The organism is Saccharopolyspora sp. 7B, from assembly GCF_020177435.1.
Taxonomy (GTDB): Bacteria; Actinomycetota; Actinomycetes; order Mycobacteriales; family Pseudonocardiaceae; genus Saccharopolyspora_C; species Saccharopolyspora_C gregorii.
In genome coordinates this window covers 1-21,127 of record NZ_JAIUKC010000107.1, presented here as the reverse complement: position 1 = coordinate 21,127, position 21,127 = coordinate 1, and the positions used below count along the sequence as shown (strand labels likewise).

Sequence of the window (21,127 nt, the reverse complement as noted above, 5' to 3'; positions counted from 1 at the left end):
TGTGAGCATGACCGAGGAATTCGACTACGTGGTCGTCGGAGGCGGCAGCGCCGGAGCAGCGGTCGCCGCGCGCCTGTCCGAGGACCCGGACACCACGGTGTGCCTGTTGGAAGCCGGGCCGTCCGACGTGGGCGACAAGGCGATCCTGGAACTGGACCGCTGGATGGCGCTGCTGGAATCCGGCTACGACTGGGACTACCTGGTGGAGCCGCAGGAGCAGGGCAACTCCTACATGCGCCACGCCCGCGCCCGGGTGCTCGGCGGCTGCTCCTCGCACAACTCGTGCATCGCGTTCTGGGCACCGGCCGAGGACCTCGACGAGTGGGAGTCGCTGGGCGCCACCGGCTGGGGCGCGAAGGACGTCTTCCCGCTGTACAAGCGGCTGGAGACCAACGACGGGCCCGGGGACCACCACGGCCGGAGCGGCCCGGTGACGATCCGCAGCGTGCCGCCGAAGGACCCGTCGGGCGCGGCGCTGCTGCAGGCCTGCGAGCAGGCGGGCATCCCGATCACCGAGTTCAACTCGGGCAAGACGGTCACCCACGGCGCGAACTGGTTCCAGATCAACGCCCGCGAGGACGGCACCCGCTCCTCGTCCTCGGTGTCCTACCTGCACCCGATCATCGGCGAGCGCCCGAACCTGGAGGTGCGCACCGAGGTGCGCGCCAAGAAGGTCGTGTTCGACGGCAAGCGCGCCACCGGCGTCGCCTACCTCGACCCGGACCTGATCCACACCCGCACGGTGCGGGCGCGGCGAGAGGTGGTGCTGTCCACCGGTGCGATCGACACCCCGAAGCTGCTGATGCTCTCCGGCATCGGCCCGGCCGAGCACCTGCGCGAGGTCGGGGTGGACGTGCTGGTCGACTCCCCCGGCGTCGGCTCCAACCTCCAGGACCACCCGGAGGGCGTCATCGGCTGGGACGCGAAGCAGCCGATGCCGACGGAATCGACGCAGTGGTGGGAGATCGGCATCTTCACCACCACCGAACCGGGCCTGGACCGGCCGGACCTGATGTTCCACTACGGCTCGGTGCCGTTCGACATGCACACCGCGCGGCAGGGCTACCCGACGACGGAGAACGGCTTCTGCCTGACGCCGAACGTCACCCGCAGCCGGTCCATCGGCACGGTGCGGCTGCGCACCCGGGACTTCCGGGACAAGCCGCGCGTCGACCCGCGGTACTTCACCGACGAGCACGACATCCGGGTGATGACCGAGGGCATCAAGCTCGCCCGCAAGATCGTCTCGCAGCAGGCGATGGCGGGCTGGGCCGGTGCCGAGCTGCACCCCGGGCCGGAGGTGCGCACCGACGACGAGATCGCCGACTACATCCGCAAGACGCACAACACCGTCTACCACCCGGCGGCCTCGGTGCCGATGGGCGCCGACGACGACCCGAGCAAGCCGCTGGACGCGCGGCTGCGGGTCAAGGGGGTCGAGGGCCTGCGGGTCGCGGACGCCTCGGCGATGCCGTTCCTGGTGGCGGTGAACCCGAACATCACCACGATGGCCATCGGGGAGAAGTGCTCGGACATGCTCAAGGAGGACAACGCGTAACCGCGCCTCCCGCATGCGAACGGTCCCTCCGGTCCCCCGTCCCGGAGGGACCGTTCGCGCTTCACCCCGCGGCCAGGTCCGCCGCGAAGAAGCGGCCCCGGCACCCAACCACGACGGACCGCCACACCCGACCGACCTCTACGAGCGGTAGGTTGTTGATCACCCGACGGCCCGCGGCCGAACCTGCCCGGCAGAACCGCCGGTGTCTTCCTGTCAGCGGCGAAGCCGCTGAGCGGAGACCACCAGAGCAGCCGGACCACCCGCGGGTTCTCAGCTGCTTCCTCGCGAGGACAGCGTTTTCTCATGTGGCGGAGCCACCTGTGAAAACGATCCCGCAGCGAGGAAGCAGCTGAGGTTCCGCCACCCGCCCCACCCCGCAAACCGAGTGCTCAAGGAGAAAACGTGCGAGTGCACCACCTCAACTGCGGCACTCTGAACCTGCCCGGAGCGCCGCTGGTGTGCCACGTGCTGCTGGTGGAGACCGAGGCGGGTCTGGTGCTGGTGGACACCGGTTTCGGGCTCGCCGACATCGCCGACCCGGCGCGGCGGCTGGGCGCGTTCCGGCACGTGGTGCGGCCCGCGCTGCGCGCCGAGGAGACCGCCGCGCACCAGGTGGAGCGGCTCGGCTTCCGCCGCGAGGACGTGCGGCACGTGGTGCTCACCCACTTCGACATGGACCACGCGGGCGGGCTCACCGACTTCCCGCACGCCCGGGTGCACCTGACCGCGGCGGAGGCGGCGGGCGCGCTGCACTCGCCGTCCCGCAAGGAGCGGCTGCGGTTCCGGGCCGTGCAGTGGGCGCACGGCCCGCGGCTGGTGGAGCACGGCACCGGCGGCGAATCCTGGCGCGGATTCCCAGCCGCGCAGGAGCTCACCGGCATCGCGCCCGGCCTCGTGCTGATCGCGCTGCCCGGCCACACCCGCGGGCACGCGGCGGTCGCGGTGCAGGCGGGCGATCGGTGGGTGCTGCACGCCGGGGACGCGTTCTACCACCGCGGCACCCTGGACGGGAGCGCGCCGGTGCCGATCGCGCTGCGGCTGCTGGAGACCTCGGTGGCGCACGACCTCCGGCAGGTGCGGGCGAACCACGCCCGCCTCGCCGAACTGCACGCGGGCGCCGAACCCGACGTGGACCTGATCTGCGCTCACGACCCGGAGATCTTCGCGCGGCTGCGGTCCTGACCGGTCCGGCGGCCGGGAACCCGTGCTGCGCGGCCGGGGCCCGCGCCCGCTCGCCCGCGGCGCCGCTAGGACACGGTCTGGGTGCCGAGTACCGCCAGCAGTGCGAGCCGGTCGGCGTCCTCCGTGCCGGGATCAGCCGTGTAGACCATGATGCGCAGGTCGGCGCCCGCGACGCCGAGCACGTCGCAGTCCAGCGTGATCGGACCGACGCGCGGGTGGTCGACCGTCTTGCGGGAGGCGTCGTGCTCGGCCACCGCGCCGGAATCCCAGAGCTCGGCGAACCGGTCGCTGCGCCGGTGCAGCTGCGCGATCAGGTCGCGCAACCGCGGGTCCGCCGGGTATCTGCCCGCCGTGGTGCGCAGGTCGGCGACCAGCGCGGCCTCGAACTCGCGGCGAGCCCGCGGGGTGTGGCGGACCCGGCCGCCCGGGCCCACCAGGTTGCGCCACACCGCGTTGCGCTCGTGGCCGCGCCATCCCGACGGATCCCCCATCAACGCCGCGTACAGGGGATTCGCCAGCAGCATCGTCCACGCGGCGTCGAACACCGCGACCGGAGTCCCCGCCAGCCGGTCCAGCATCCGCTGCACGCCGGGCGGGATCCGGGCGGGGACCACGTCGCGTCCCGGCGGTACGAGACCGGCGACCTGGAACAGGTGCTCGCGCTCCGGCCCGGACAGCCGCAACGCCCGGCCCAGCGCCTCCACGACCTGCTCCGACGGGTTGCGCGCCCGGCCCTGTTCGAGGCGGGTCACGTAGTCCACCGAGATCCCGGCCAGCAGCGCCAGCTCTTCGCGGCGCAGTCCCGCGGCTCGCCGCGGGCCACCGGCGGGCAGTCCCGCCGACTCCGGGGACACCCGATCGCGCCAGCGCCGCACCGCCCGCCCGAACTCCTCCGTCGCCATGCCTCCACTGTGCGCCGATCCGCGCCGGGCCACCTGGCACTGGTGGTCCCAGGAAGACCGGACTCCTGGCAGGACCCGGCGGCCGGGCCGAACGTGGAGGCATGACGACGACACTCATCACCGGGGCCAACAAGGGCCTCGGCCGCGAAACCGCACGCCGGCTCGTCGAAGCGGGCCACACCGTGTACGCCGCCGCTCGTGATCCGGAACGCGGGCGGCGGGCCGCGGAGCGGATCGGAGCACGGCCCCTCGTGCTCGACATCACCGACGACGCGTCCGTCGCCGCCGCCGCCGAGACCATCGGAGCCGACGGCGGGCTCGACGTGCTCGTCAACAACGCCGGCATCGAGGACGGTCCGACGCCCACCGCCGAGGTCACGGCCGACCTGATGCGGCCGCTGTTCGAGACGAACGTGTTCGGCACCCTGCGCGTCAGCCACGCGTTCCTGCCGCTGCTGCACGCGTCCGCGAATCCGGTCGTGGTGAACGTGAGCAGCGGGCTCGCCTCGACGACCCTCGTCAGCACCCCGGGGACGCCGACGCACGGGTACCCGGGCCTCGCCTACCCGGCGTCGAAGTCCGCGGTCAACATGATCACCGTGCAGTACGCCAAGGCGTTCCCGCACATGCGGATCAACAGCGTCGAACCGGGCTTCACCGCGACCGACCTGAACGACCACCGCGGCACGCAGACCGTCGAGGAGGGCGCCGAGATCATCGTGCGGATGGCGCAGCTCGATCAGCACGGTCCCACCGGCGGCTACTTCGACGTGCACGGCTCGCTCCCCTGGTGACGGGCGAAACGCGAGCAGCCGTCGCGGGATCCCGGGTCCGGGCGAGCTCGGCCGGGATGCCGCGCGGCTGTTCGCGCGGCCCGGAGCGCCGTTCGCCGCCCACTGCGGCATCTCGGGTCCGGCGGCCGGAAAGCGAGTAGCGCCCGAAGCGAACAATTGCTCATAATCGAGCTGTGACCTGCACGTACGTAGGCCACCGGCGTCGCGAAGGCGCGCTGCGAACCGCACTCGGCAAGGTGGTCCATCCGTGCAGCACCCGATCCTCGACCGCGTGGAGCGGGTCGCCGACGACGTCGTCTCCCTCGTGCTGCGCGGCGCGGACGGCCCGCTCGCCCCCTGGACCCCGGGCGCGCACGTGGACCTGGCGCTGCCGAACCTGCTGACCCGGCAGTACTCGCTGTGCGGCGACCCGGCCGACCGCGGCCGCTACCGCATCGCGGTGCGCCACGACCCGCTCAGCCGCGGCGGCTCGGAGTACGTCCACCTGTTCCTGCGCGAAGGGCGCACCGTGGCGGTCTCCCCGCCGCGCAACAACTTCCCGCTGCTGCCCGCCCCCGAGTACCTGTTCCTGGCAGGCGGCATCGGCATCACCCCGATCGCGCCGATGCTGCGCGCCGCGCTCGCGGCCGGGGCCACCGCGCGGCTGGTGTACGCGGGCCGCAGCACCGCGAGCATGCCGTTCGCCACCGAGCTCGCCGCCGCGCACGGCGACCGGGTCCGGATCGTCGCCACCGCGGCCGACGGGCGGCCCGACCTCGCCGCGCTGGCCGCCGACCTCGGTCCGGACGCGCTGGTGTACTGCTGCGGCCCCGACGCGATGCTCACCGCGGCCGAAGCCGCGTTCCCCGCCGACCGGCTGCACGTCGAACGCTTCCGCCCCGCCACCAGGACCTTCGCCCCGAACGCGGAGTTCCAGGTGCACTGCGCCCGCTCCGGGGACAGCGTCCGGGTCGCCGCCGACGAGTCGATGCTCGACGCGTTGCACCACGCCGGGCACCCGGTGCCGAGCGGCTGCCGCGAAGGGGTCTGCGGCAGCTGCGAACTCGTCGTCCTCACCGGCGAGCCCGAACACCGCGACGACATCGGCGCCGCACCCGGCACGATGTACCCCTGCGTGTCCCGAGCGTCGTCCCACCACCTCTCCGTGGATCTCTGAACAGAAGGGACGAACTCGTGCTGCCCAAGATCCGCACGCCCGAACACCGCACGATGATCACGGTGGAGGTGCTGGCGAACACCGCCACCTCGCCGAACTTCGCCACCCTCACCCTCGGCGGCCCCGAGCTCGAACACCTCGACCACGGCGGCCACGACCAGGCGGTCCGGCTGTTCTTCCCGCGCGAAGGCCAGGACCGGCTGCGGATGCCCACCAGCTCCGGGAACGCGTGGATGGCCGAGCTGCTCCTGCTGCCGAAGACCCGCCGCCCGTGGGTGCGCAACTACACGATCCGCCGCAGGCGCCCCGAACGCGGCGAGGTCGACGTCGAGTTCGCGCTGCACGACGACGCCCCCGCCGCCGACTGGGCTCGCCGCGCGCGGCCCGGCGACCCGGCCGGGATCTTCGACATCGGCGTCAGCTACCTGCCGCCGGACGACGCGCGGCACCAGCTGCTCGTCGGCGACGAGAGCGCGGTCCCCGCGATCCTCGCGATCCTCGAACACGCCCCCGACGACCTGCGCGCCGACGTGGTGCTGGAAGTTCCCGAGACCGCCGACATCCGCTCCGACGTCACCGCGCCCCCGGGCGCGCGGGTGCGCTGGGTGGCCCGGGACGGCTCCGGGGACGTGCCCGGGGTGCTGGCGCTCGCCGCGGCGAAGGAGTGGTCGCCGGGGCCGGGCCGCGGCTACGCGTGGGTGGCGGGCGAGTCGAAGCTCGCCACCGGCCTGCGCAGGCACCTGGTCCAGGAGCACGGGATGCCGAAGCAGGACATTGCGTTCTTCGGCTACTGGCGCCACGGCCGCTCCAGCCCGGGCTGAGGTGCCCGGCCGCGGCGCGCCCCGGGTCGCCGGGGTCCGCAGGGCGCTGGGGTCCACCGGGGGCACCGGGTCCGTCGGGCACCAGGTCGCCGGTCCGTCGGGCACCGGTCCGTCGGGCACCGGTCCGCCGGGCACCGGTCCGCCGGGCACCGGTCCGCCGGGCACCGGGTCGCCGGGCACCGGGTCGCCGGTCCGCCGGACCCGTTGGATCGCCGGACCCGCCGGATCATCGGATCGCCGGGCACGCCGAGGGCGCCGAGGGCCGACCGGCACGTGCTGGCACGATCCCGCCATGATCGATCCGGTCGACGGCAAGGTCCTCCGCGCGCTGCAGTGCTCACCGCGCGCCTCGTTCCGGCGGATCGCCGACGTGGCCGGGGTTTCCGAGCAGACCGCCGCCCGGTGCTACCGGGCGCTGCGCCGCGACGGCGTGGTGCGCGTCGTCGGCCTGGTCCGCCCTGGCGGGCCGGGCGACGCGCGCTGGCTCGCCCGCATCCGCTGCCGGCCGGACCGGGTGGAGCCGCTGGCGGGATCGCTGGCCCGCCGTTCCGACGTCGCCTACCTCGCGCTGGCGTCCGGCGGCTCCGAGATCGTGTGCATCGTCCGCTCCCCCGTCGGCGCCTGGCACGACGACCTGCTCCTGCAACGACTGCCCAGGGCTTCGTCCGTGCTGGACCTGAGCATCGACCTGCTGCTCCACCCGTTCGGCGAGCCCGGCACTGCCGAGTGGACCGGGTTCGCCCCGGATTTCGCACCGGACGGGCTCCGCCGCCTCGCCGCCGGTGCCTCGGGCGAACCGAGCCCGGACGGTTCGACCTCGGGCGAACCCAGCCCTGACGAGCCGAGCCCAGGCGGTTCGAGCTCGGCCGGTTCGAGCCCCGGCAGGTCGAGACCGGCCGGTTCGAGCCCGGGCGGCCCGTCCGATGCGGACGCGCCGCTGCTGGCGGCGCTCGCCGAGGACGGCCGGGCCACGCGCGCCGAGCTCGCCGCGACCACCGGCTGGCCGCCGAACCGGGTGGCCCGCCGGATGGACGTGCTGCGGTCGTGCGGGGCGCTGGCCTACGGCGTCGACCTGCTCCCCGACAAGCTCGGCTTCCACCTCCACGCCACGCTGCTGCTGCGCGTCGCGCCCGCGGACCTGGAACGGGCGGGGACGGCGCTCGCCGGTCACGCCGAGACGGCGTACGCCGGTGCCATCAGCGGGGCGCACAACCTCGTCGCGATCGTGGTGTGCCGGGACGCCGAGCACCTCTACCGCTACCTGACCTCGCAGGTCGCGGCCATTCCCGGGATCCTCGGCCACCAGGTGAGCATCCGGGGCAGGCGCGTCAAGCAGGCGGGATCCCTGATCACGCACGGCCGGTTGGTGCCGATGTGACCCGGTGGCGGATTCCCTCCGCGCGGGCCGCTCGCGCAGCGGAACACCACCGCCCCCGGCCACCGCGGTGGAGGTTCCGGCCCGATCGGCACCGCGTCGTGGCGATCACGCGGGTCCCCGGCCGATCCTCGGTGGGTGACGACACCCAGCCTGCAAGACGGCATCAACGAGGCGGGTTCACCCGTCGACCTGCTGTGGCGCCCGGACGACGCACCGTGGACACCGCCGGTCGTCGAACCCGAGCACGCGGGCTGGCGGCAGGAGCAGCACGCCTGGCATTCCGCCGTCGCGCTGTCCGACCTCTCCCACCACATGTCCGACACTGTGGTCGAAGGACCGGACGCCACGCGCCTGCTGTCCGAGGTGAGCGCGAACGACTACCGCGACTTCGCGGTCGGGCGGGCCAAGCAGTTCGTCCCGGTGGCGCCGGACGGCAACATCATCACCGACGGCATCCTGCTGCGCGAAGCCGAGCAGCGCTACCTGCTCAGCGGGGTGCCCGCCGCGCAGAACTGGGTCGGGTACCACGGTGCGCGCGGCGGGTACGACGTGGAGTTCAGCACCGACCCCGATTCCCGGCATCGGGGCGGCGGCCCGCCGCGGCTGTTCCGGTACCAGGTCCAGGGGCCGCTGGCGGGCGAACTGGTGGCAGCGGTGTTCGGCGGCCCGCTGCCGCCGATCAGGTTCTTCCACACCGCCCCGGTGGAGCTGCGCGGGCGGCGGTTCCGCGCCCTGCGGCACGGGATGGCCGGGCAGCCCGGCTTCGAGTTCTTCGGCGAGTGGCGGCACGGCGCGGCCGTGGAAGAGGCGCTGCTGCGCGCCGGTGAGCGGTTCGGCCTGGTCCGCGTCGGCGGGCTCGCGTACCCGACGGCCAGCATGGACAGCGGGTGGATCCCGAGCCCGACCCCGGCGATCTACACCGCTCCGGAGCTGTCCGGGTACCGCGAGCACCTGCCGCTGCGCAGCTACGAGGGAGTCCGGCCGCTGACCGGCAGCTTCTTCTCCCCCGACATCGAAGACCACTACTGCACGCCCTACGAGCTCGGCTACGGCCGGTCGATCTCGTTCGACCACGAGTTCATCGGCCGCGACGCGCTGCGGGCGGCGAAGGACGACGTCCGCCGCACCAAGGTCACGCTGGAGTTCGATCCGGCCGACGTGCGGGCGGTGCTCGGCGACGGCTTCGTGCACGGCTACGCCCGCAACCGGGTCGAGGTGGACGGCGCGCTGGTGGGCGTCACCCACCAGACCGATTCCTTCGACCCGGCCGGAACGGTCCTGTCGCTCGCGCTGGTCGACCGGGAGCACGCCCGGCCGGGCACCGGAGTGCACGTCGCCTGGGGCGAGCACCCCGGTCCCGGTACCGATCCCGACGCCGACCTCGGCTTCCCGCGCATCCGCGCGACGGTCCACCCGGCGCCCTACGGCGAGCACGCCCGCACCCGCTACCGGCTGAACCCCTGAACCGCGCGGCCGCTCCGGGACGACCGCCGCGCTCCACCTCGTCGGCGGGCTCGCCGGACGGCGGCGCGCCGGGAGCGCCGATTACGCTGCCGCGCATGGACTTCCGCGACGAGGCGCTGGACCAGCTGGACCTCTACTGGGAGCAGTGGCGGCCGCGGCTGGACGGCCTCACCGACGAGGAGTACTTCCGCGAACCGGTCCCGGGCTGCTGGTCGGTGCGCGAGACCGGGCGCGGCTGGGAGTTCGACTTCTCCTTCCCCGCTCCCGATCCGCCGCCGTTCACGACGATCGCGTGGCGGTTGTGCCACGTCGCCGACCACGTGTTCGCGATGCGGGTGTCGAACCACTTCGGCGACGGCTCGTACCGGATCGACCACCACGACTACCCGGCTTCCGCGGCGGCGGCGCTCGCCCACCTGGACCGGCAGCACGTGCTGTGGCGGGACGGGATCGGCTCGATGCCCGCCGAGCGCTGGACGCAACCGGTGGGGCCCGCGGAAGGCCCGCACGCCGACCGGACCTACCTGACACTGGTGCTGCACCTGAACCGGGAGCTGTTCCACCACGGCGGCGAGATCGCCCTGCTGCGCGACCTCTACCGGTCCGCCGCGTGATCTCCCGCGCACGGCGGTACTGCCCGATGGCGCTCCGTGATCGAATGGGCTGCGCACAGCAACATCGGAGCCGGAGCGAGCATGTCGACAGGACAACAGAAGAAGCAGCGGACGCCGGTGTGGATCACCGTGGTGTCCGCACTGATCATCGGACTGGGCTGGTTGGTGTTCGAGTCCGGTGCGCTGGACAAGGTGCTCGCCACCGACTCCGGGGCGCCGTCCACCGCATCGGCGGGTGCGGCGTCCGAGCAGCTCGCGGACCTCCAGGTGAAGCCGGCCGGTTCGATGGACGGCTACTCGCGCAAGAGCTTCGAGCACTGGATCCCAGCGCCCGAAGCGGGGAAGAACTGCAACACCCGCGAAGCGGTGCTGGTCCGCGACGGCACGGACGTGCAGGTGGACAACTCCTGCGAGGCGACGTCCGGCAGCTGGGTCAGCACCTACAGCGGGGAGACCGTGGCCGACGACTCCGACGTGGACATCGACCACATGGTTCCGCTGGCCAACGCCTGGCGCAGCGGGGCGAACGAGTGGACCGCCGAGCGCCGCGAGCAGTTCGCCAACGACATGGACCTGCCGCAGCTCGTCGCCGCAGACAAGAGCTCCAACCGGTCGAAGGGCGACAAGGACCCGTCGAAGTGGAAGCCGGTGGAGGCCGCGTGGTGCGAGTACGCCACCGACTGGGTCACCGTGAAGCACGGATACGGGCTGTCGGTCACCGCGGAGGAGAAGTCGGCGCTGGAACAGATGCTGGCGACCTGCGGCTGATCCGCCTACCGCGGAGAGGAGCGCGAAGATGCGCCTGGGCCTGGGACTACCGCAGTTCGGCGCGTTCGCCCACCCCGACCACGTGCGCACCGTCGCCGCGGAGGCGGAGGCGATGGGCTACGAGAGCCTGTGGGCCGGGGAACGGGTGCACGCCCCGCACCGGCTGCTCACGCCCTACCCCGGCGGGGACGGCACGTTGCCGCCGCAGATGCGGGCCGCGCTCGACCCGCTGCTGACGTTGAGCATCGCGGCGCAGGTGACGAGGTCGCCGCTGCTGGGCACCAGCACGCTCAGCGCGCCGCTGCACCCGCCGATCGCGCTGGCCCGCGCCCTCACCGGCCTGGACCTGCTCAGCTCGGGACGGCTCATCGCCGGTCTCGGGCTGAGCTGGTCCAAGGACGAGTACCTGGCGGCCGGGGTGCCGTGGGCGGAGCGCGGCGCCCGGCTGGACGAGACCCTCGACGTGCTCGCCGCGCTGTGGGGACCCGATCCGGTGCGGCACCGCGGCCGGTTCTGGACGATCAGCCCCGGCGAGTTCCAGCCGAAACCGACGCGGAAGGTGCCGGTGTACCTCGGCGGCGGTTCGGAGGCGGCGCTGCGGCGCATCGCCCGCCGCGCGGACGGGTGGCTGGCGATCGCCCTGCCGCTGGACGCGCTGCGCCGCCAGCTCGCCGCGCTGCGGGAGCACCCGCGGGAGGCCGGGCTGGACCCGGTGCGCACGGTGCTGCGCGTCAACGCCGAGTTCGGGCCGCCCGGGGACCGCCCCGCGCGGGGTTCGGTGGAGCACATCGCCGAACACCTGCACGCGGTCGCCGAGCTGGGCGTGGAGGACGCCTTCGTCGACCTGCAGTTCACCACCTGCGACACCCTCCCCGAACTCCTCGACCACGCGGCCCGCCTCCGCACCGCCTTCCCCACCTGACCAGCCCGGCGCCCCGCCTGTCAGCGGCGAAGCCGCTGAGCAGCGACCACGCACGCAGCAGGACCACCCGCGGGTTCTCAGCTGTTTTCTCGCGAGGACAGCTTTTTCCCTCGTGGCGGAGCCACTCGGGAAAAAGATCCCGCAGCGAGAAGGCAGCTGAGGTTCCGCCACCCCACCCCTCGAGCAGGCCGACCACGATCCGCGGGAAGGGTCTAGCGGACATACCGGCTAGTCGGTACGGTCCGGTGCATGGCCTCCTCGATCCAAGCGGTGATCTTCGACTACGGCGGGGTCCTCACCACGCGGGGCCGGGACGCGATCGATGCCTGGACCCGCGCCGAACGGATCAAGCCGGAGACGTTCTCCGCCGCGCTGAAGGAATGGCTGTCCCGCAGCGCCCCCGCAGGCACGCCGATCCACCGGCTGGAGACGGGCGAGCTCTCCGGCGCCGAGTTCGACCGGCTGCTGGCGTCCCGGCTGCGCACCGTGGACGACGAACCCGTCGCGCCGGACGGCCTGATGGCGCGGATGTTCTCGCACATGCGCCCGGACGAGGCGATGCACCGGCTGGTCGCCGACCTGCGCGCCGCCGGGGTGCGCACGGCGATGCTGTCGAACAGCTGGGGCAACAACTACCCGTGGGAGACCTTGGAGGGGATGTTCGAGCTGGCCGTCATCTCCAGCGAGGTGGGCCTGCGCAAACCGGACCCCCGGATCTACGAGCTCACCCTGGACCGGCTCGGCCTGCGCCCGCAGGAGGCCGTGCTCGTCGACGACGGCGCACCGAACGTCGAGGTCGCCGAGCAGCTCGGCCTGCGCGCGGTGCTGCACACCGACGCCGCCAAAACCCGCGCCGAGCTCCGCGGGCTGCTGCCACGGCTGGGACTCGACACCGCGGAGGAGACATGAGCGACGACCTGCCCGGACTCGACCTGACCCGGCTGCGCGAGCACCTGGACCGGGAGCTGCCCGGCCTGGTCACCGGGCCGCTGACCGGCGAACTGGTGCAGGGCGGCCGGTCCAACCTCACCTACGTCGTCGGTGACGGCGCGCGGCGCTGGGTGGTGCGCCGGCCGCCGCTGGGCCACGTGCTGGCGACCGCGCACGACATGGGCCGCGAACACCGGGTGATGTCGGCGCTGGCGGACACCGCGGTGCCGGTGCCGCGCACCTACCTGATGTGCCAGGACGAGGACGTGCTCGGCGCCCCATTCTACGTGATGGAGCACGTGGACGGCACCGTGTACCGCTCCCCCGAGCTGACCGAGCGGCTCAGCACCGAGCAGCGGCGCGAGCTGTCGATGCGGTTGGTCGACGTGCTCGCCGACCTGCACTCGCTGGACCCGGAACAGGTGGGGTTGGGCGACTTCGGCCGCCCCGAGGGGTTCCTGGAGCGGCAGGTGCGGCGCTGGAGCAAGCAGCTCGCCGCCTCCCGCAGCCGGGACCTCGACGGCATCGAGCGGCTCGCCGAACTGCTCGGCGCCCGCATCCCGGCCACCCGGCGCACCGGCATCGTGCACGGCGACTACCGGCTGGACAACGTGCTGGTCGGCGACTCGCTGGAGATCGGCGCGGTGCTGGACTGGGAGATGGCCACGCTCGGCGATCCGCTCACCGACCTCGGGTTGCTGGCGGTGTACTGGGAGGGGCTGGACGGCGTGCAGCAGAACCCGATCGCGAAGGGCATCGGCCCGGAGTACGGGTTCCCGCCGGTCCGCGAGCTGTGGCAGCGCTACGCCGAGCGCAGCGGCACCGACCTGTCCGACGTCGAGTGGTACCGGGCGTTCGGCTTCTTCAAGCTCGCGGTGATCAGCGAGGGCATCCACTACCGCTTCACCCGCGGGCAGACCGTCGGGGACGGCTTCGAGCACATCGGGGCGCTGGTCCCGCACCTGGTCGCCCAGGGCCTGTCCGCTCTCGACGAGGAGGCATGACATGGAGTTCGGCTACGACGCCCGCACCGAGGAGTACCGCGGCAGGCTCGCGGAGTTCGTGGACGAGCACATCTACCCGTCCGAGCCGGTGCTGCACGAGCAGCTGGCCGCCGCGGGCGACCCGTGGGCGCACGCGCCGATCATCGAGGACCTGAAGGCGAAGGCCAAGGACGCGGGCCTGTGGAACCTGTTCCTGCCCGGGAAGCACGGCGCTGGCCTGACGAACCTCCAGTACGCGCCGCTCGCCGAGATCATGGGCCGCAGCCCGCACCTGGCGCCGGAGGTGTTCAACTGCTCGGCGCCGGACACCGGCAACATGGAGGTGCTGGCCGAGTTCGGCACCGACGCCCAGCGGGAGCGCTGGTTGCGGCCGCTGCTGGACGGCGAGATCCGCTCCGCGTTCTGCATGACCGAACCGGACGTGGCCTCCTCGGACGCCACGAACATCGGCACCCGCATCGTGCGCGACGGCGACCACTACGTGATCAACGGCCGCAAGTGGTGGTCGTCGGGGGCGATGAGCCCGCGCTGCAAGATCCTCATCGTGATGGGCAAGTCCGATCCGGACGCCGAACGGCACCGGCAGCAGAGCCAGATCCTGGTGCCGGTGGACACGCCGGGCGTGCGGATCGAGCGCGGGATGCACGTGTTCGGCTACCACGACGGCGACCACGGCGGGCACGCCGAGATCGTGTTCGAGGACGTACGAGTCCCGGCCGAGAACATCATCTCCGGCGAGGGCGAGGGCTTCGCGATCGCGCAGGCCCGGCTCGGGCCGGGGCGCATCCACCACTGCATGCGCGCCATCGGCATGGCCGAACGCGCGCTGGCGCTGATGTGCCGGCGCGCGCTGGCCCGCTCCGCGTTCGGCGGCCCGATCGCCGACCAGGGCGTGGTGCAGCAGTGGATCGCCGATGCGCGCATCGCGATCGAGACGAACCGGTTGCTGACGTTGAAGACGGCGTGGCTGATGGACACCGTCGGCAACCGGGGCGCGCACACCGAGATCCAGGCGATCAAGGTCGCGGTCCCGCAGATGGTCACGTCCATCATCGATCGCGCCATCCAGGCGCACGGTGCGGCCGGGGTCAGCCAGGACACGCCGCTGGCCTCGCTGTACGCGCACGCCCGCACGCTGCACATCGTGGACGGTCCGGACGAGGTGCACCGCCGTTCGCTGGCCCGCCGCGAGCTCAAGCAGTACCGCTGAAGAACTCCCCCGACGACGAAGTGAGGGAACCACCCATGTCGAACAAGACCGCGATCGTCACCGGCGCCGCCCGCGGAATCGGCGCGGCCACCGCGAAGCGGCTCGCCCAGGACGGGTTCGCCGTCGCGGTGATCGACCTCGACGAGCAGGCCTGCGCCGACACGGTCTCGGCGATCGAATCGGCGGGCGGGAAGGCGCTGGCGGTGGGCGCGGACGTCAGCGACGCCGACCAGGTCGCGGCCGCCGTGGACCGGGTCGCCACCGAGCTCGGCGCCCCGACGGCGCTGGTGAACAACGCGGGCGTGCTGCGGGACAACCTGCTGTTCAAGATGTCCGATTCGGACTGGGACACGGTGATGTCGGTGCACCTGCGCGGTGCGTTCCTGATGAGCCGGGCCGTGCAGAAGCACATGGTGGAGGCCGGGTGGGGCCGCATCGTGAACCTCTCCAGCACGTCCGCGCTGGGCAACCGCGGGCAGGCGAACTACTCGACGGCGAAGGCCGGGTTGCAGGGTCTGACGAAGACGCTGGCCATCGAGCTCGGCAAGTTCGGCGTCACCGCGAACGCGATCGCACCCGGGTTCATCGCCACCGACATGACGAAGGCGACGGCGGAGCGGGTCGGCGCGAGCTTCGAGGACTTCTCGAAGGCGGCCGTGTCCACCATCCCCGTCGGCCGGGCGGGCGAGCCGGACGACATCGCGAACGCGGCGTCGTTCTTCCTGGACGAACGGTCCGGTTTCGTCTCCGGCCAGGTCCTCTACGTGGCGGGCGGTCCCCGCGACTGATCTTCCGGGGTGGGCGCCTCGCGGGGCGTCCACCCGCTCGTCGGGGGTTCGCTTGCTCAGGTATCCGGGGGCAGAAGGAGTGCTGAGATGACCGATGCGGACGAATTGCGCACCGCGGTGCGGGATTTCCTCGCCGAGCACGATCCCGGCGGTGACCGGCTGGAGTTCCTGCGCGCCCGGTTCGACGCCGGGCTCGCGTGGGTGAACTACCCGGTGGGCCTCGGCGGCCGGGACGCGCCGCGGGCGCTGCAACCGGTGGTGGACGCCGAGTTCGCCGCCGCCGGCGCACCGGACAACGCCCCGTCCCGCAACGGGATCGGGCTCGGCATGGCGGCGCCGACGATCCTGCGCTTCGGCACCGACGAGCAGCGCGCCCGCTACCTCCGTCCGCTGTGGACCGGCGAGGAGGTGTGGTGCCAGCTGTTCAGCGAGCCCGGCGCGGGTTCGGACCTGGCGGCGCTGGCGACCCGGGCGGTGCGCGACGGCGACGACTGGATCGTCGAGGGCCAGAAGGTGTGGACGTCGTTCGCGCACCGCGCGCAGTGGGCGATCCTGGTGGCCCGCAGCGATCCGGACGTGCCGAAGCACCAGGGCCTGACGTACTTCGTGTGCGACATGACCGATCCGAACGTGGACGTGCGGCCGCTGCGCCAGATCACCGGTGAGGCCGAGTTCAACGAGGTGTTCCTGAACGGGGTGCGCATCCCCGATTCGCAGCGGCTCGGCGAGGTCGGCCAGGGCTGGCAGGTCGCGATGGGCACTCTGATGAACGAGCGGGTCGCCATCGGCGGCGGCAGCGCGGGCCGCGAGTCCGGCATGATCGGCGTGCTGGCCGAGCAGTGGCGCGCGCACCCGGAGGCGCGGACTCCCGGCGCGCACGACCGGCTGCTGCGGCTGTGGGTGGAGGCGGAGGCGACCCGGCTCACCGGGCAGCGGCTGCGCCAGCAGCTGGCGGTCGGCACTCCTGGCCCGGAGGGTTCGGCGGTGAAGCTGGCCTTCTCCCGGCTGAACCAGGAGATCTCCGGTTTCGAGGTGGAACTGCTCGGCGAGGAAGGCCTCGCCTACGACGACTGGACGTTGCGCCGCCCGGAGAACGTCGACTTCACCGGCCGCGGCCCCGGCTACCGGTACCTGCGGGCGAAGGGCAATTCCATCGAGGGCGGCACCTCGGAGGTGCTGCGCAACGTGATCGCCGAACGGGTCCTCGGGTTGCCGCCGGAGATCCGCACGGACAAGGACGTGCCGTGGAAGGAGCTGCCGCGATGAGCGCCGACCTGCTCTACACCGAGGTCGAGGAGGACCTGCGCGCGGCGGTGCGTCGCGTGCTGCGGGACCGCTGCGAGATCGGCTCGGTGCTCGCCCGCTGCGAATCCGGCGAGCCCTACGACCTGGCGCTGTGGCGGACGCTGGCCGGGGAGCTCGGGGTGGCCGCGCTGGCGGTGCCGGAGGAGTCCGGCGGTTCGGGCGCCGGGGTCCGCGAGCTGGCGGTGGTCGCCGAGGAGCTCGGCCGGGCGGTGGCGCCGGTGCCGTTCCTCGGGACCGCGCTGGCCACGGCCGCGCTCGACGCGGCGGGGGCGACCGGCCCGGTCCCGGACATCGCCTCCGGGGCGCGGGTGGCGACGGTCGCGGTCGGGCTCACCACGGCACCGTCCGCGCCGCTCCCGTCCGGGGTGCGCGTCGAGGGCGGGAAGCTGACCGGCTCGGTGACCGCGGTGGTCGACCTGGAGGTCGCCGATCTGGTGCTGGTGCCCGTCAGGGGCCCGGACGGCACCGGACTGCACCTGGTGGACACCGCCGATCCCGGTGTCGTGCGGACTCCCGTGACGCCGCTGGACCTGACGCGCCGGTTCGGCACCCTGGAGCTGTCCGGAGCGCGCGGCGAGCTGATCGCCGCGGACGCGGAACCGGTGCTGCGCCGGGCGTTGCTCACCGCGGCCGGGGTGCTCGCCGCCGAGCAGGTCGGCCTCGCCCAGCACTGCCTCGATTCCACTGTGGACTACGTGCGGACCCGGCACCAGTTCGGCCGCGCCATCGGGTCGTTCCAGGCCGTCAAGCACCGGCTCGCCGACCTGTGGTCCGGGGTGAGCACCGCGCGCGCCACCTCGCGGGCCGCCGCCGACGCGCTGACCCGCGAGGAACCGGACGGCGAGACCGAGCTGTCCGTCGCGCTCGCGCAGGCGTACTGCTCCGACCTGGCGGTGCTCGCCGCCGAGGAATCGTTGCAGCTGCACGGCGGCATCGGCATGACCTGGGAGCACCCCGTGCACCTCTACCTGGGCCGGGCCAAGAGCGCCCAGCTCACCTTCGGCACCGCGGACCGCCACCGCGCCAGGATCGCGGAACTCGCCGACCTCCCCGCCTGAGAACCCCTCGAACAGGAGCGACCATGCGCGTGTTCACCAGCGCCGATGAAGTCCGCGCGGCCACCGGGTCCGAGCTGGGCACCAGCGACTGGCTCACCATCACCCAGGAGCAGGTGGACGGGTTCGCCGACGCGACCCTGGACCACCAGTGGATCCACGTCGACACCGACCGTGCGCAGCAGGGGCCCTTCGGCGGCACCATCGCGCACGGCTTCCTCACGCTGAGCCTGCTGTCCGCGCTCAACGCGCAGACCTACCGGTTCGAGAACGTGAAGATGGGCATCAACTACGGGCTGAACAAGGTGCGGTTCCCGAACCCGGTGCGGGTCGGGGCGCGGGTGCGGTCCCGGACCCGGCTCGCCGAGGTCACCGAGATCGACGGCGGCGTGCAGCTCACCGTCGAGTCCACGGTGGAGATCGACGGCGCGGAGAAGCCGGCCTGCGTCGCCCAGGGCCTCACCCGCGTCCTGTTCTGACCCCGGGGTGGGCGGCCCCCCCCGGGCCCCCCCCCCGCGCGGCTCAGGACGTTCTGCCGAGCATCGCGGGGACGTCGCGGTGCAGCCGCTCGCCGAGCCAGGTGCCCGCGGCGGCCAGCGCGTCGGCGTCGAGTCCGGTGTGGACGCCCATCCCGGTCAGCAGGTAGGTGAGGTCCTCGGTGGCGACTGTCCCGCCGAATCCGGGCGCCTCGGCCGATCCGCCGATGCCGCCGATGCTCGCGTCGAGCGCCGCCACCCCTTCCAGGAAGGCGGTCGCGGCGTTCGCGTAGCCGGTGTTGCGGGTGTTGTGGAAGTGGCAGCGCACCGGCACTCCCGGCGCCTCCTCCCGGACGCGTTCCAGCACCCGCACCACCTGCGTGGGCACGCCGATACCGGCGGTGTCGGCGAGCACGATCTCGGCGGGCCCGGCGTCGGCGATCCGGCGCGCCAGCGCGGCCACGTGCTCGGCGGACACCTCGCCCTCCAGCGGGCAGCCGAACGCGACCGCGATCGTGGCGATGGGCCGCAGCCCGTGGCGGTGCGCGCGGGCGGCGAGTTCCGCCCACCGGGCCAGGTCCTGCTCGGTGCTGCTGCGCCGGGTGCGGGCCGCGTGGCCGTCGGTGGCGGCGACGATCGCGTTCACCTCGTCCACTCCGGCCACGGCGGCCCGGTCGAGCCCGGGTTCGTCCAGCACCAGCGCGAGGTACCGCACCCCGTCCGGCCGGGGCAGCGCCGCCAGCAGCCGTTCCGGTTCGCCGGAGTCCGCGCCGAACGCCGCGACCTCGATGCGGCGCAGTCCGGCGGCGAGGGCGCGTTCGACGAGCTCGACGCGGTCCGGTGCGGCGATCGCGGTCCGCTCGTGCCGCAATCCGTCGCTCGGGCCCACCTCGACGACCTCGATCCGGGCCGGGACACCCGCCTGCTGCATCGCGCTCGCCTCCTGCCGCCGGGAACGGTGCGCCCGGAGGGTTCCCCGCGGCGGCGCTTCACAACCTGATGCCCATGCCCGGCCCCAGCGGCAGGTCCGCGAAGTAGAAGGAGGTCAGCACCAGGGCCCACAGCAGCCAGAACGGCACCACGAACGGCGCCATCCGCGCCACCAGCGTGCCGAGCCCCGCCTGCGGTTCGTAGCGCCGCAGGTAGCCCAGGATAATGATCATGTAAGGGTTGAGCGGCGTCATGATCTGCGTCGCCGAGTCGCCCACCCGGAACGCGGCCTGCGCGAACCCCGGTTCGAAGCCCAGCAGCGCGAACATCGGCACGAACACCGCCGCCATCAGCGTCCACAGGCTCGACCCGGAGATGATGAACAGGTTCAGCACCGACGCCAGCACCATGAACCCGAGGAACGCCGGGAAACCCGCCAATCCCAGCGCCCGCAGCAGATCGGCACCGCCGACGGCGAGCGCCGCGCCCAGGTTCGTCCAGTTGAACAGGCCGATGAACTGGCCGAGCATGAACGCCAGCACCAGGAACCCGGTCAGGTCCCGCAGCGCCGCCGCCATCAGCTTCGGCACGTCCCCGGCGCCGGTGACCGCCCCGGACGGCACGCCGAACGCGATGCCGGGCACCAGGAACGCCAGGAAGATCAGCGTGGTGACCGAGTCCAGCAGCGGCGACTCCGGCAGGAACCCGCCCGCGTCGTTGCGCAGCGGCGAACCGGCCCAGAGCACCAGCGCCAGCACCGCCACGACGAGCACGGCGGCGGCGATCCCCGCCCAGCACAGCCCGCGCCGCTCGGCGGCGGACAGGGTGGCGGTGAGCTGCTCGGGCGCTTCGCCGCCGGTCCCGGTCCCGCTCTCCTCCCGCGGCACTCCGGCCCGCACCATCCGCGGCTCGATGATCCGGTCGATCAGGAACCCGGCCAGCAGCGCCAGCACGATCGAGGACACCGCGTTGAAGTAGTAGTTCGACACCGGCGTCACCGCCGTGCCCGGGTCCGGCAGGATCGAGGCGACCTCGTTGCTGATCCCGGAGAACAGCGCGTCCAGGCTCGTCACCACCGGCGCGGTCGAGTACCCGGCGCCCGCGGCGGCGAACCCGCCGAGCAGCCCCGCCACCGGATGCCTGCCCGCCGCCTTGAACACGAGCGCGGCCAGCGGCGGCACGATGATCATCGCGGAGTCGGCCATCACGCTGGAGGTGATCCCGACGAACCCGACCGCGTAGGGAAGCACCCAGCGCGGTGCCCCGCCGAACGCGGCCCTGATCAGCGCGGTGAGCAGCCCGGTCCGCTCGGCCAGCCCCACCCCGAGCATGATCGTGACGACGGTCTCCAGGGGCGGGAAGCCGATGAAGTTCGCCGGCATCTCGGTGAACAGGAACCGCAGCCCCTCGCCGGACAGCGCCGCCCGCACCGGCGTGTCCTCGGCGGCGCCCGGGATCCGCACCGAGACGCCGAACGCGGCGACCGCGGTGGAGACCACGGCGACGAGCACGAACAGCAGGGCGAACAGCAGGAACGGTTCGGGCAGCCGGTTTCCCGCCCGTTCGACGAGGTTGAGCACCCGGTCCAGCCGGGTCTGCTTCGCGGATGCGGCGGTGTCGGCCATGCGATCTCCAGCTGCGCGGCGGCGGTCGGCTCCCCGGCACGGCCGGAGGACGCTGGGGGGAACCTAGTCCTCCGGCCGCGCGCGGTGAAGCGTTCCGGGTCGATCGCGACGCCGTCGGCCCCCCCCCCCCGCGCCGGGGGGCCCCCCCCCCCCGGGGCCCCGGGGCCCCCCCCCCGGCGCGGGGGCGCCCGGCCGCACGCCCCGGCGGCGGGGGCCCCGCCCCCCCCCCGCCCCCCCCCGCGCCC

The 21,127-nt window shown here is 73.2% G+C and carries 20 protein-coding genes; 17 read left to right on the top strand and 3 right to left on the bottom strand.

Features of this window, described 5'->3' with window-relative positions:
* Positions 1–7: 7 nt before the first annotated feature.
* Both LCD33_RS17400 and LCD33_RS17395 read left to right on the top strand, forming a co-directional pair.
* Entirely contained in the window at positions 8–1,558 is a 1,551-nt protein-coding gene (locus LCD33_RS17400; RefSeq protein ID WP_224956517.1) for a GMC family oxidoreductase, read from the top strand.
* Between the two features lie 402 nt (positions 1,559–1,960).
* Positions 1,961–2,740 carry an MBL fold metallo-hydrolase gene (locus LCD33_RS17395; RefSeq protein ID WP_224967277.1) on the top strand — a complete coding sequence of 260 codons (780 nt, stop codon included), beginning with the start codon at positions 1,961–1,963 and terminating at the stop codon, positions 2,738–2,740.
* A gap of 65 nt (positions 2,741–2,805) precedes the next feature.
* Here LCD33_RS17395 and LCD33_RS17390 read toward each other — a convergent pair whose 3' ends face one another.
* Positions 2,806–3,642, bottom strand: coding sequence for a helix-turn-helix transcriptional regulator (locus LCD33_RS17390; protein WP_224967276.1), 837 nt, complete (start codon positions 3,640–3,642; stop codon positions 2,806–2,808).
* Between the two features lie 101 nt (positions 3,643–3,743).
* Between LCD33_RS17390 and LCD33_RS17385 the strand changes: the two genes are divergently transcribed.
* The 15 genes from LCD33_RS17385 (at position 3,744) to LCD33_RS17315 (ending at position 18,330) form a co-directional block, all read left to right on the top strand.
* Positions 3,744–4,436 (top strand): SDR family NAD(P)-dependent oxidoreductase, encoded by a 693-nt coding sequence (locus LCD33_RS17385; protein WP_224967275.1) that lies wholly within the window; start codon positions 3,744–3,746, stop codon positions 4,434–4,436.
* A 247-nt stretch (positions 4,437–4,683) separates the two neighbouring features.
* Positions 4,684–5,592, top strand: a complete 909-nt coding sequence (locus LCD33_RS17380; protein WP_224956521.1) for a PDR/VanB family oxidoreductase — start codon at positions 4,684–4,686, stop codon at positions 5,590–5,592.
* A 17-nt stretch (positions 5,593–5,609) separates the two neighbouring features.
* Entirely contained in the window at positions 5,610–6,413 is an 804-nt protein-coding gene (locus tag LCD33_RS17375; protein WP_224956522.1) for a siderophore-interacting protein, read from the top strand.
* A gap of 292 nt (positions 6,414–6,705) precedes the next feature.
* A complete protein-coding gene (locus LCD33_RS17370) occupies positions 6,706–7,791 on the top strand; it encodes a winged helix-turn-helix transcriptional regulator (protein ID WP_224956523.1) in 1,086 nt (361 codons plus the stop codon).
* Between the two features lie 135 nt (positions 7,792–7,926).
* The gene (locus LCD33_RS17365) at positions 7,927–9,255 is read left to right on the top strand and encodes an aminomethyl transferase family protein (protein WP_224956524.1); all 1,329 of its coding nucleotides are present in this window, start codon (positions 7,927–7,929) and stop codon (positions 9,253–9,255) included.
* Between the two features lie 95 nt (positions 9,256–9,350).
* On the top strand, positions 9,351–9,869 hold the full coding sequence (locus LCD33_RS17360) for a DinB family protein (protein WP_224956525.1): 519 nt from the start codon (positions 9,351–9,353) through the stop codon (positions 9,867–9,869).
* 81 nt (positions 9,870–9,950) lie between these two features.
* Positions 9,951–10,637: an HNH endonuclease family protein gene (locus tag LCD33_RS17355; protein WP_224956526.1), complete on the top strand. Its 687-nt coding sequence runs from the start codon at positions 9,951–9,953 to the stop codon at positions 10,635–10,637.
* A 28-nt stretch (positions 10,638–10,665) separates the two neighbouring features.
* The gene (locus LCD33_RS17350; RefSeq protein WP_224956527.1) at positions 10,666–11,559 is read left to right on the top strand and encodes a TIGR03619 family F420-dependent LLM class oxidoreductase; all 894 of its coding nucleotides are present in this window, start codon (positions 10,666–10,668) and stop codon (positions 11,557–11,559) included.
* Between the two features lie 249 nt (positions 11,560–11,808).
* Complete coding sequence (locus LCD33_RS17345; RefSeq protein ID WP_224967274.1) at positions 11,809–12,468, top strand: HAD family phosphatase; 660 nt, start codon at positions 11,809–11,811, stop codon at positions 12,466–12,468.
* A complete protein-coding gene (locus LCD33_RS17340) occupies positions 12,465–13,493 on the top strand; it encodes a phosphotransferase family protein (RefSeq protein WP_224956530.1) in 1,029 nt (342 codons plus the stop codon). The genes LCD33_RS17345 and LCD33_RS17340 overlap by 4 nt, the downstream gene beginning before the upstream one ends.
* 1 nt (position 13,494) lies before the next feature.
* Entirely contained in the window at positions 13,495–14,703 is a 1,209-nt protein-coding gene (locus tag LCD33_RS17335) for an acyl-CoA dehydrogenase family protein (RefSeq protein WP_224967273.1), read from the top strand.
* Between the two features lie 35 nt (positions 14,704–14,738).
* Positions 14,739–15,491 carry a 3-oxoacyl-ACP reductase FabG gene (fabG, locus tag LCD33_RS17330; RefSeq protein ID WP_224956534.1) on the top strand — a complete coding sequence of 251 codons (753 nt, stop codon included), beginning with the start codon at positions 14,739–14,741 and terminating at the stop codon, positions 15,489–15,491.
* Positions 15,492–15,578: 87 nt separating this feature from the next.
* Entirely contained in the window at positions 15,579–16,757 is a 1,179-nt protein-coding gene (locus tag LCD33_RS17325) for an acyl-CoA dehydrogenase family protein (RefSeq protein WP_224956535.1), read from the top strand.
* Entirely contained in the window at positions 16,754–17,854 is a 1,101-nt protein-coding gene (locus LCD33_RS17320; protein WP_224956536.1) for an acyl-CoA dehydrogenase family protein, read from the top strand. Before LCD33_RS17325 ends, LCD33_RS17320 begins: the two co-directional genes overlap by 4 nt.
* 23 nt (positions 17,855–17,877) lie before the next feature.
* Entirely contained in the window at positions 17,878–18,330 is a 453-nt protein-coding gene (locus LCD33_RS17315; protein ID WP_224956537.1) for a MaoC family dehydratase, read from the top strand.
* Positions 18,331–18,373: 43 nt separating this feature from the next.
* Here LCD33_RS17315 and LCD33_RS17310 read toward each other — a convergent pair whose 3' ends face one another.
* Together LCD33_RS17310 and LCD33_RS17305 are read right to left on the bottom strand one after the other, a co-directional pair.
* Complete coding sequence (locus LCD33_RS17310; RefSeq protein ID WP_224978038.1) at positions 18,374–19,258, bottom strand: hydroxymethylglutaryl-CoA lyase; 885 nt, start codon at positions 19,256–19,258, stop codon at positions 18,374–18,376.
* A gap of 58 nt (positions 19,259–19,316) precedes the next feature.
* A complete protein-coding gene (locus LCD33_RS17305; RefSeq protein WP_224978037.1) occupies positions 19,317–20,882 on the bottom strand; it encodes an AbgT family transporter in 1,566 nt (521 codons plus the stop codon).
* Positions 20,883–21,127 lie beyond the last annotated feature (245 nt).

Excerpts from the sequence above, each read along its gene's own strand:
- LCD33_RS17400 (WP_224956517.1), top strand. The coding sequence starts at position 8 with ATGACCGAGGAATTCGACTACGTGGTCGTCGGAGGCGGCAGCGCCGGA.
- LCD33_RS17390 (WP_224967276.1), bottom strand. The coding sequence starts at position 3,642 with ATGGCGACGGAGGAGTTCGGGCGGGCGGTGCGGCGCTGGCGCGATCGG.
- LCD33_RS17385 (WP_224967275.1), top strand. The coding sequence starts at position 3,744 with ATGACGACGACACTCATCACCGGGGCCAACAAGGGCCTCGGCCGCGAA.
- LCD33_RS17370 (WP_224956523.1), top strand. The coding sequence starts at position 6,706 with ATGATCGATCCGGTCGACGGCAAGGTCCTCCGCGCGCTGCAGTGCTCA.
- LCD33_RS17360 (WP_224956525.1), top strand. The coding sequence starts at position 9,351 with ATGGACTTCCGCGACGAGGCGCTGGACCAGCTGGACCTCTACTGGGAG.
- LCD33_RS17355 (WP_224956526.1), top strand. The coding sequence starts at position 9,951 with ATGTCGACAGGACAACAGAAGAAGCAGCGGACGCCGGTGTGGATCACC.
- LCD33_RS17350 (WP_224956527.1), top strand. The coding sequence starts at position 10,666 with ATGCGCCTGGGCCTGGGACTACCGCAGTTCGGCGCGTTCGCCCACCCC.
- LCD33_RS17345 (WP_224967274.1), top strand. The coding sequence starts at position 11,809 with ATGGCCTCCTCGATCCAAGCGGTGATCTTCGACTACGGCGGGGTCCTC.
- LCD33_RS17340 (WP_224956530.1), top strand. The coding sequence starts at position 12,465 with ATGAGCGACGACCTGCCCGGACTCGACCTGACCCGGCTGCGCGAGCAC.
- LCD33_RS17335 (WP_224967273.1), top strand. The coding sequence starts at position 13,495 with ATGGAGTTCGGCTACGACGCCCGCACCGAGGAGTACCGCGGCAGGCTC.
- fabG (WP_224956534.1), top strand. The coding sequence starts at position 14,739 with ATGTCGAACAAGACCGCGATCGTCACCGGCGCCGCCCGCGGAATCGGC.
- LCD33_RS17325 (WP_224956535.1), top strand. The coding sequence starts at position 15,579 with ATGACCGATGCGGACGAATTGCGCACCGCGGTGCGGGATTTCCTCGCC.
- LCD33_RS17320 (WP_224956536.1), top strand. The coding sequence starts at position 16,754 with ATGAGCGCCGACCTGCTCTACACCGAGGTCGAGGAGGACCTGCGCGCG.
- LCD33_RS17315 (WP_224956537.1), top strand. The coding sequence starts at position 17,878 with ATGCGCGTGTTCACCAGCGCCGATGAAGTCCGCGCGGCCACCGGGTCC.
- LCD33_RS17310 (WP_224978038.1), bottom strand. The coding sequence starts at position 19,258 with ATGCAGCAGGCGGGTGTCCCGGCCCGGATCGAGGTCGTCGAGGTGGGC.
- LCD33_RS17305 (WP_224978037.1), bottom strand. The coding sequence starts at position 20,882 with ATGGCCGACACCGCCGCATCCGCGAAGCAGACCCGGCTGGACCGGGTG.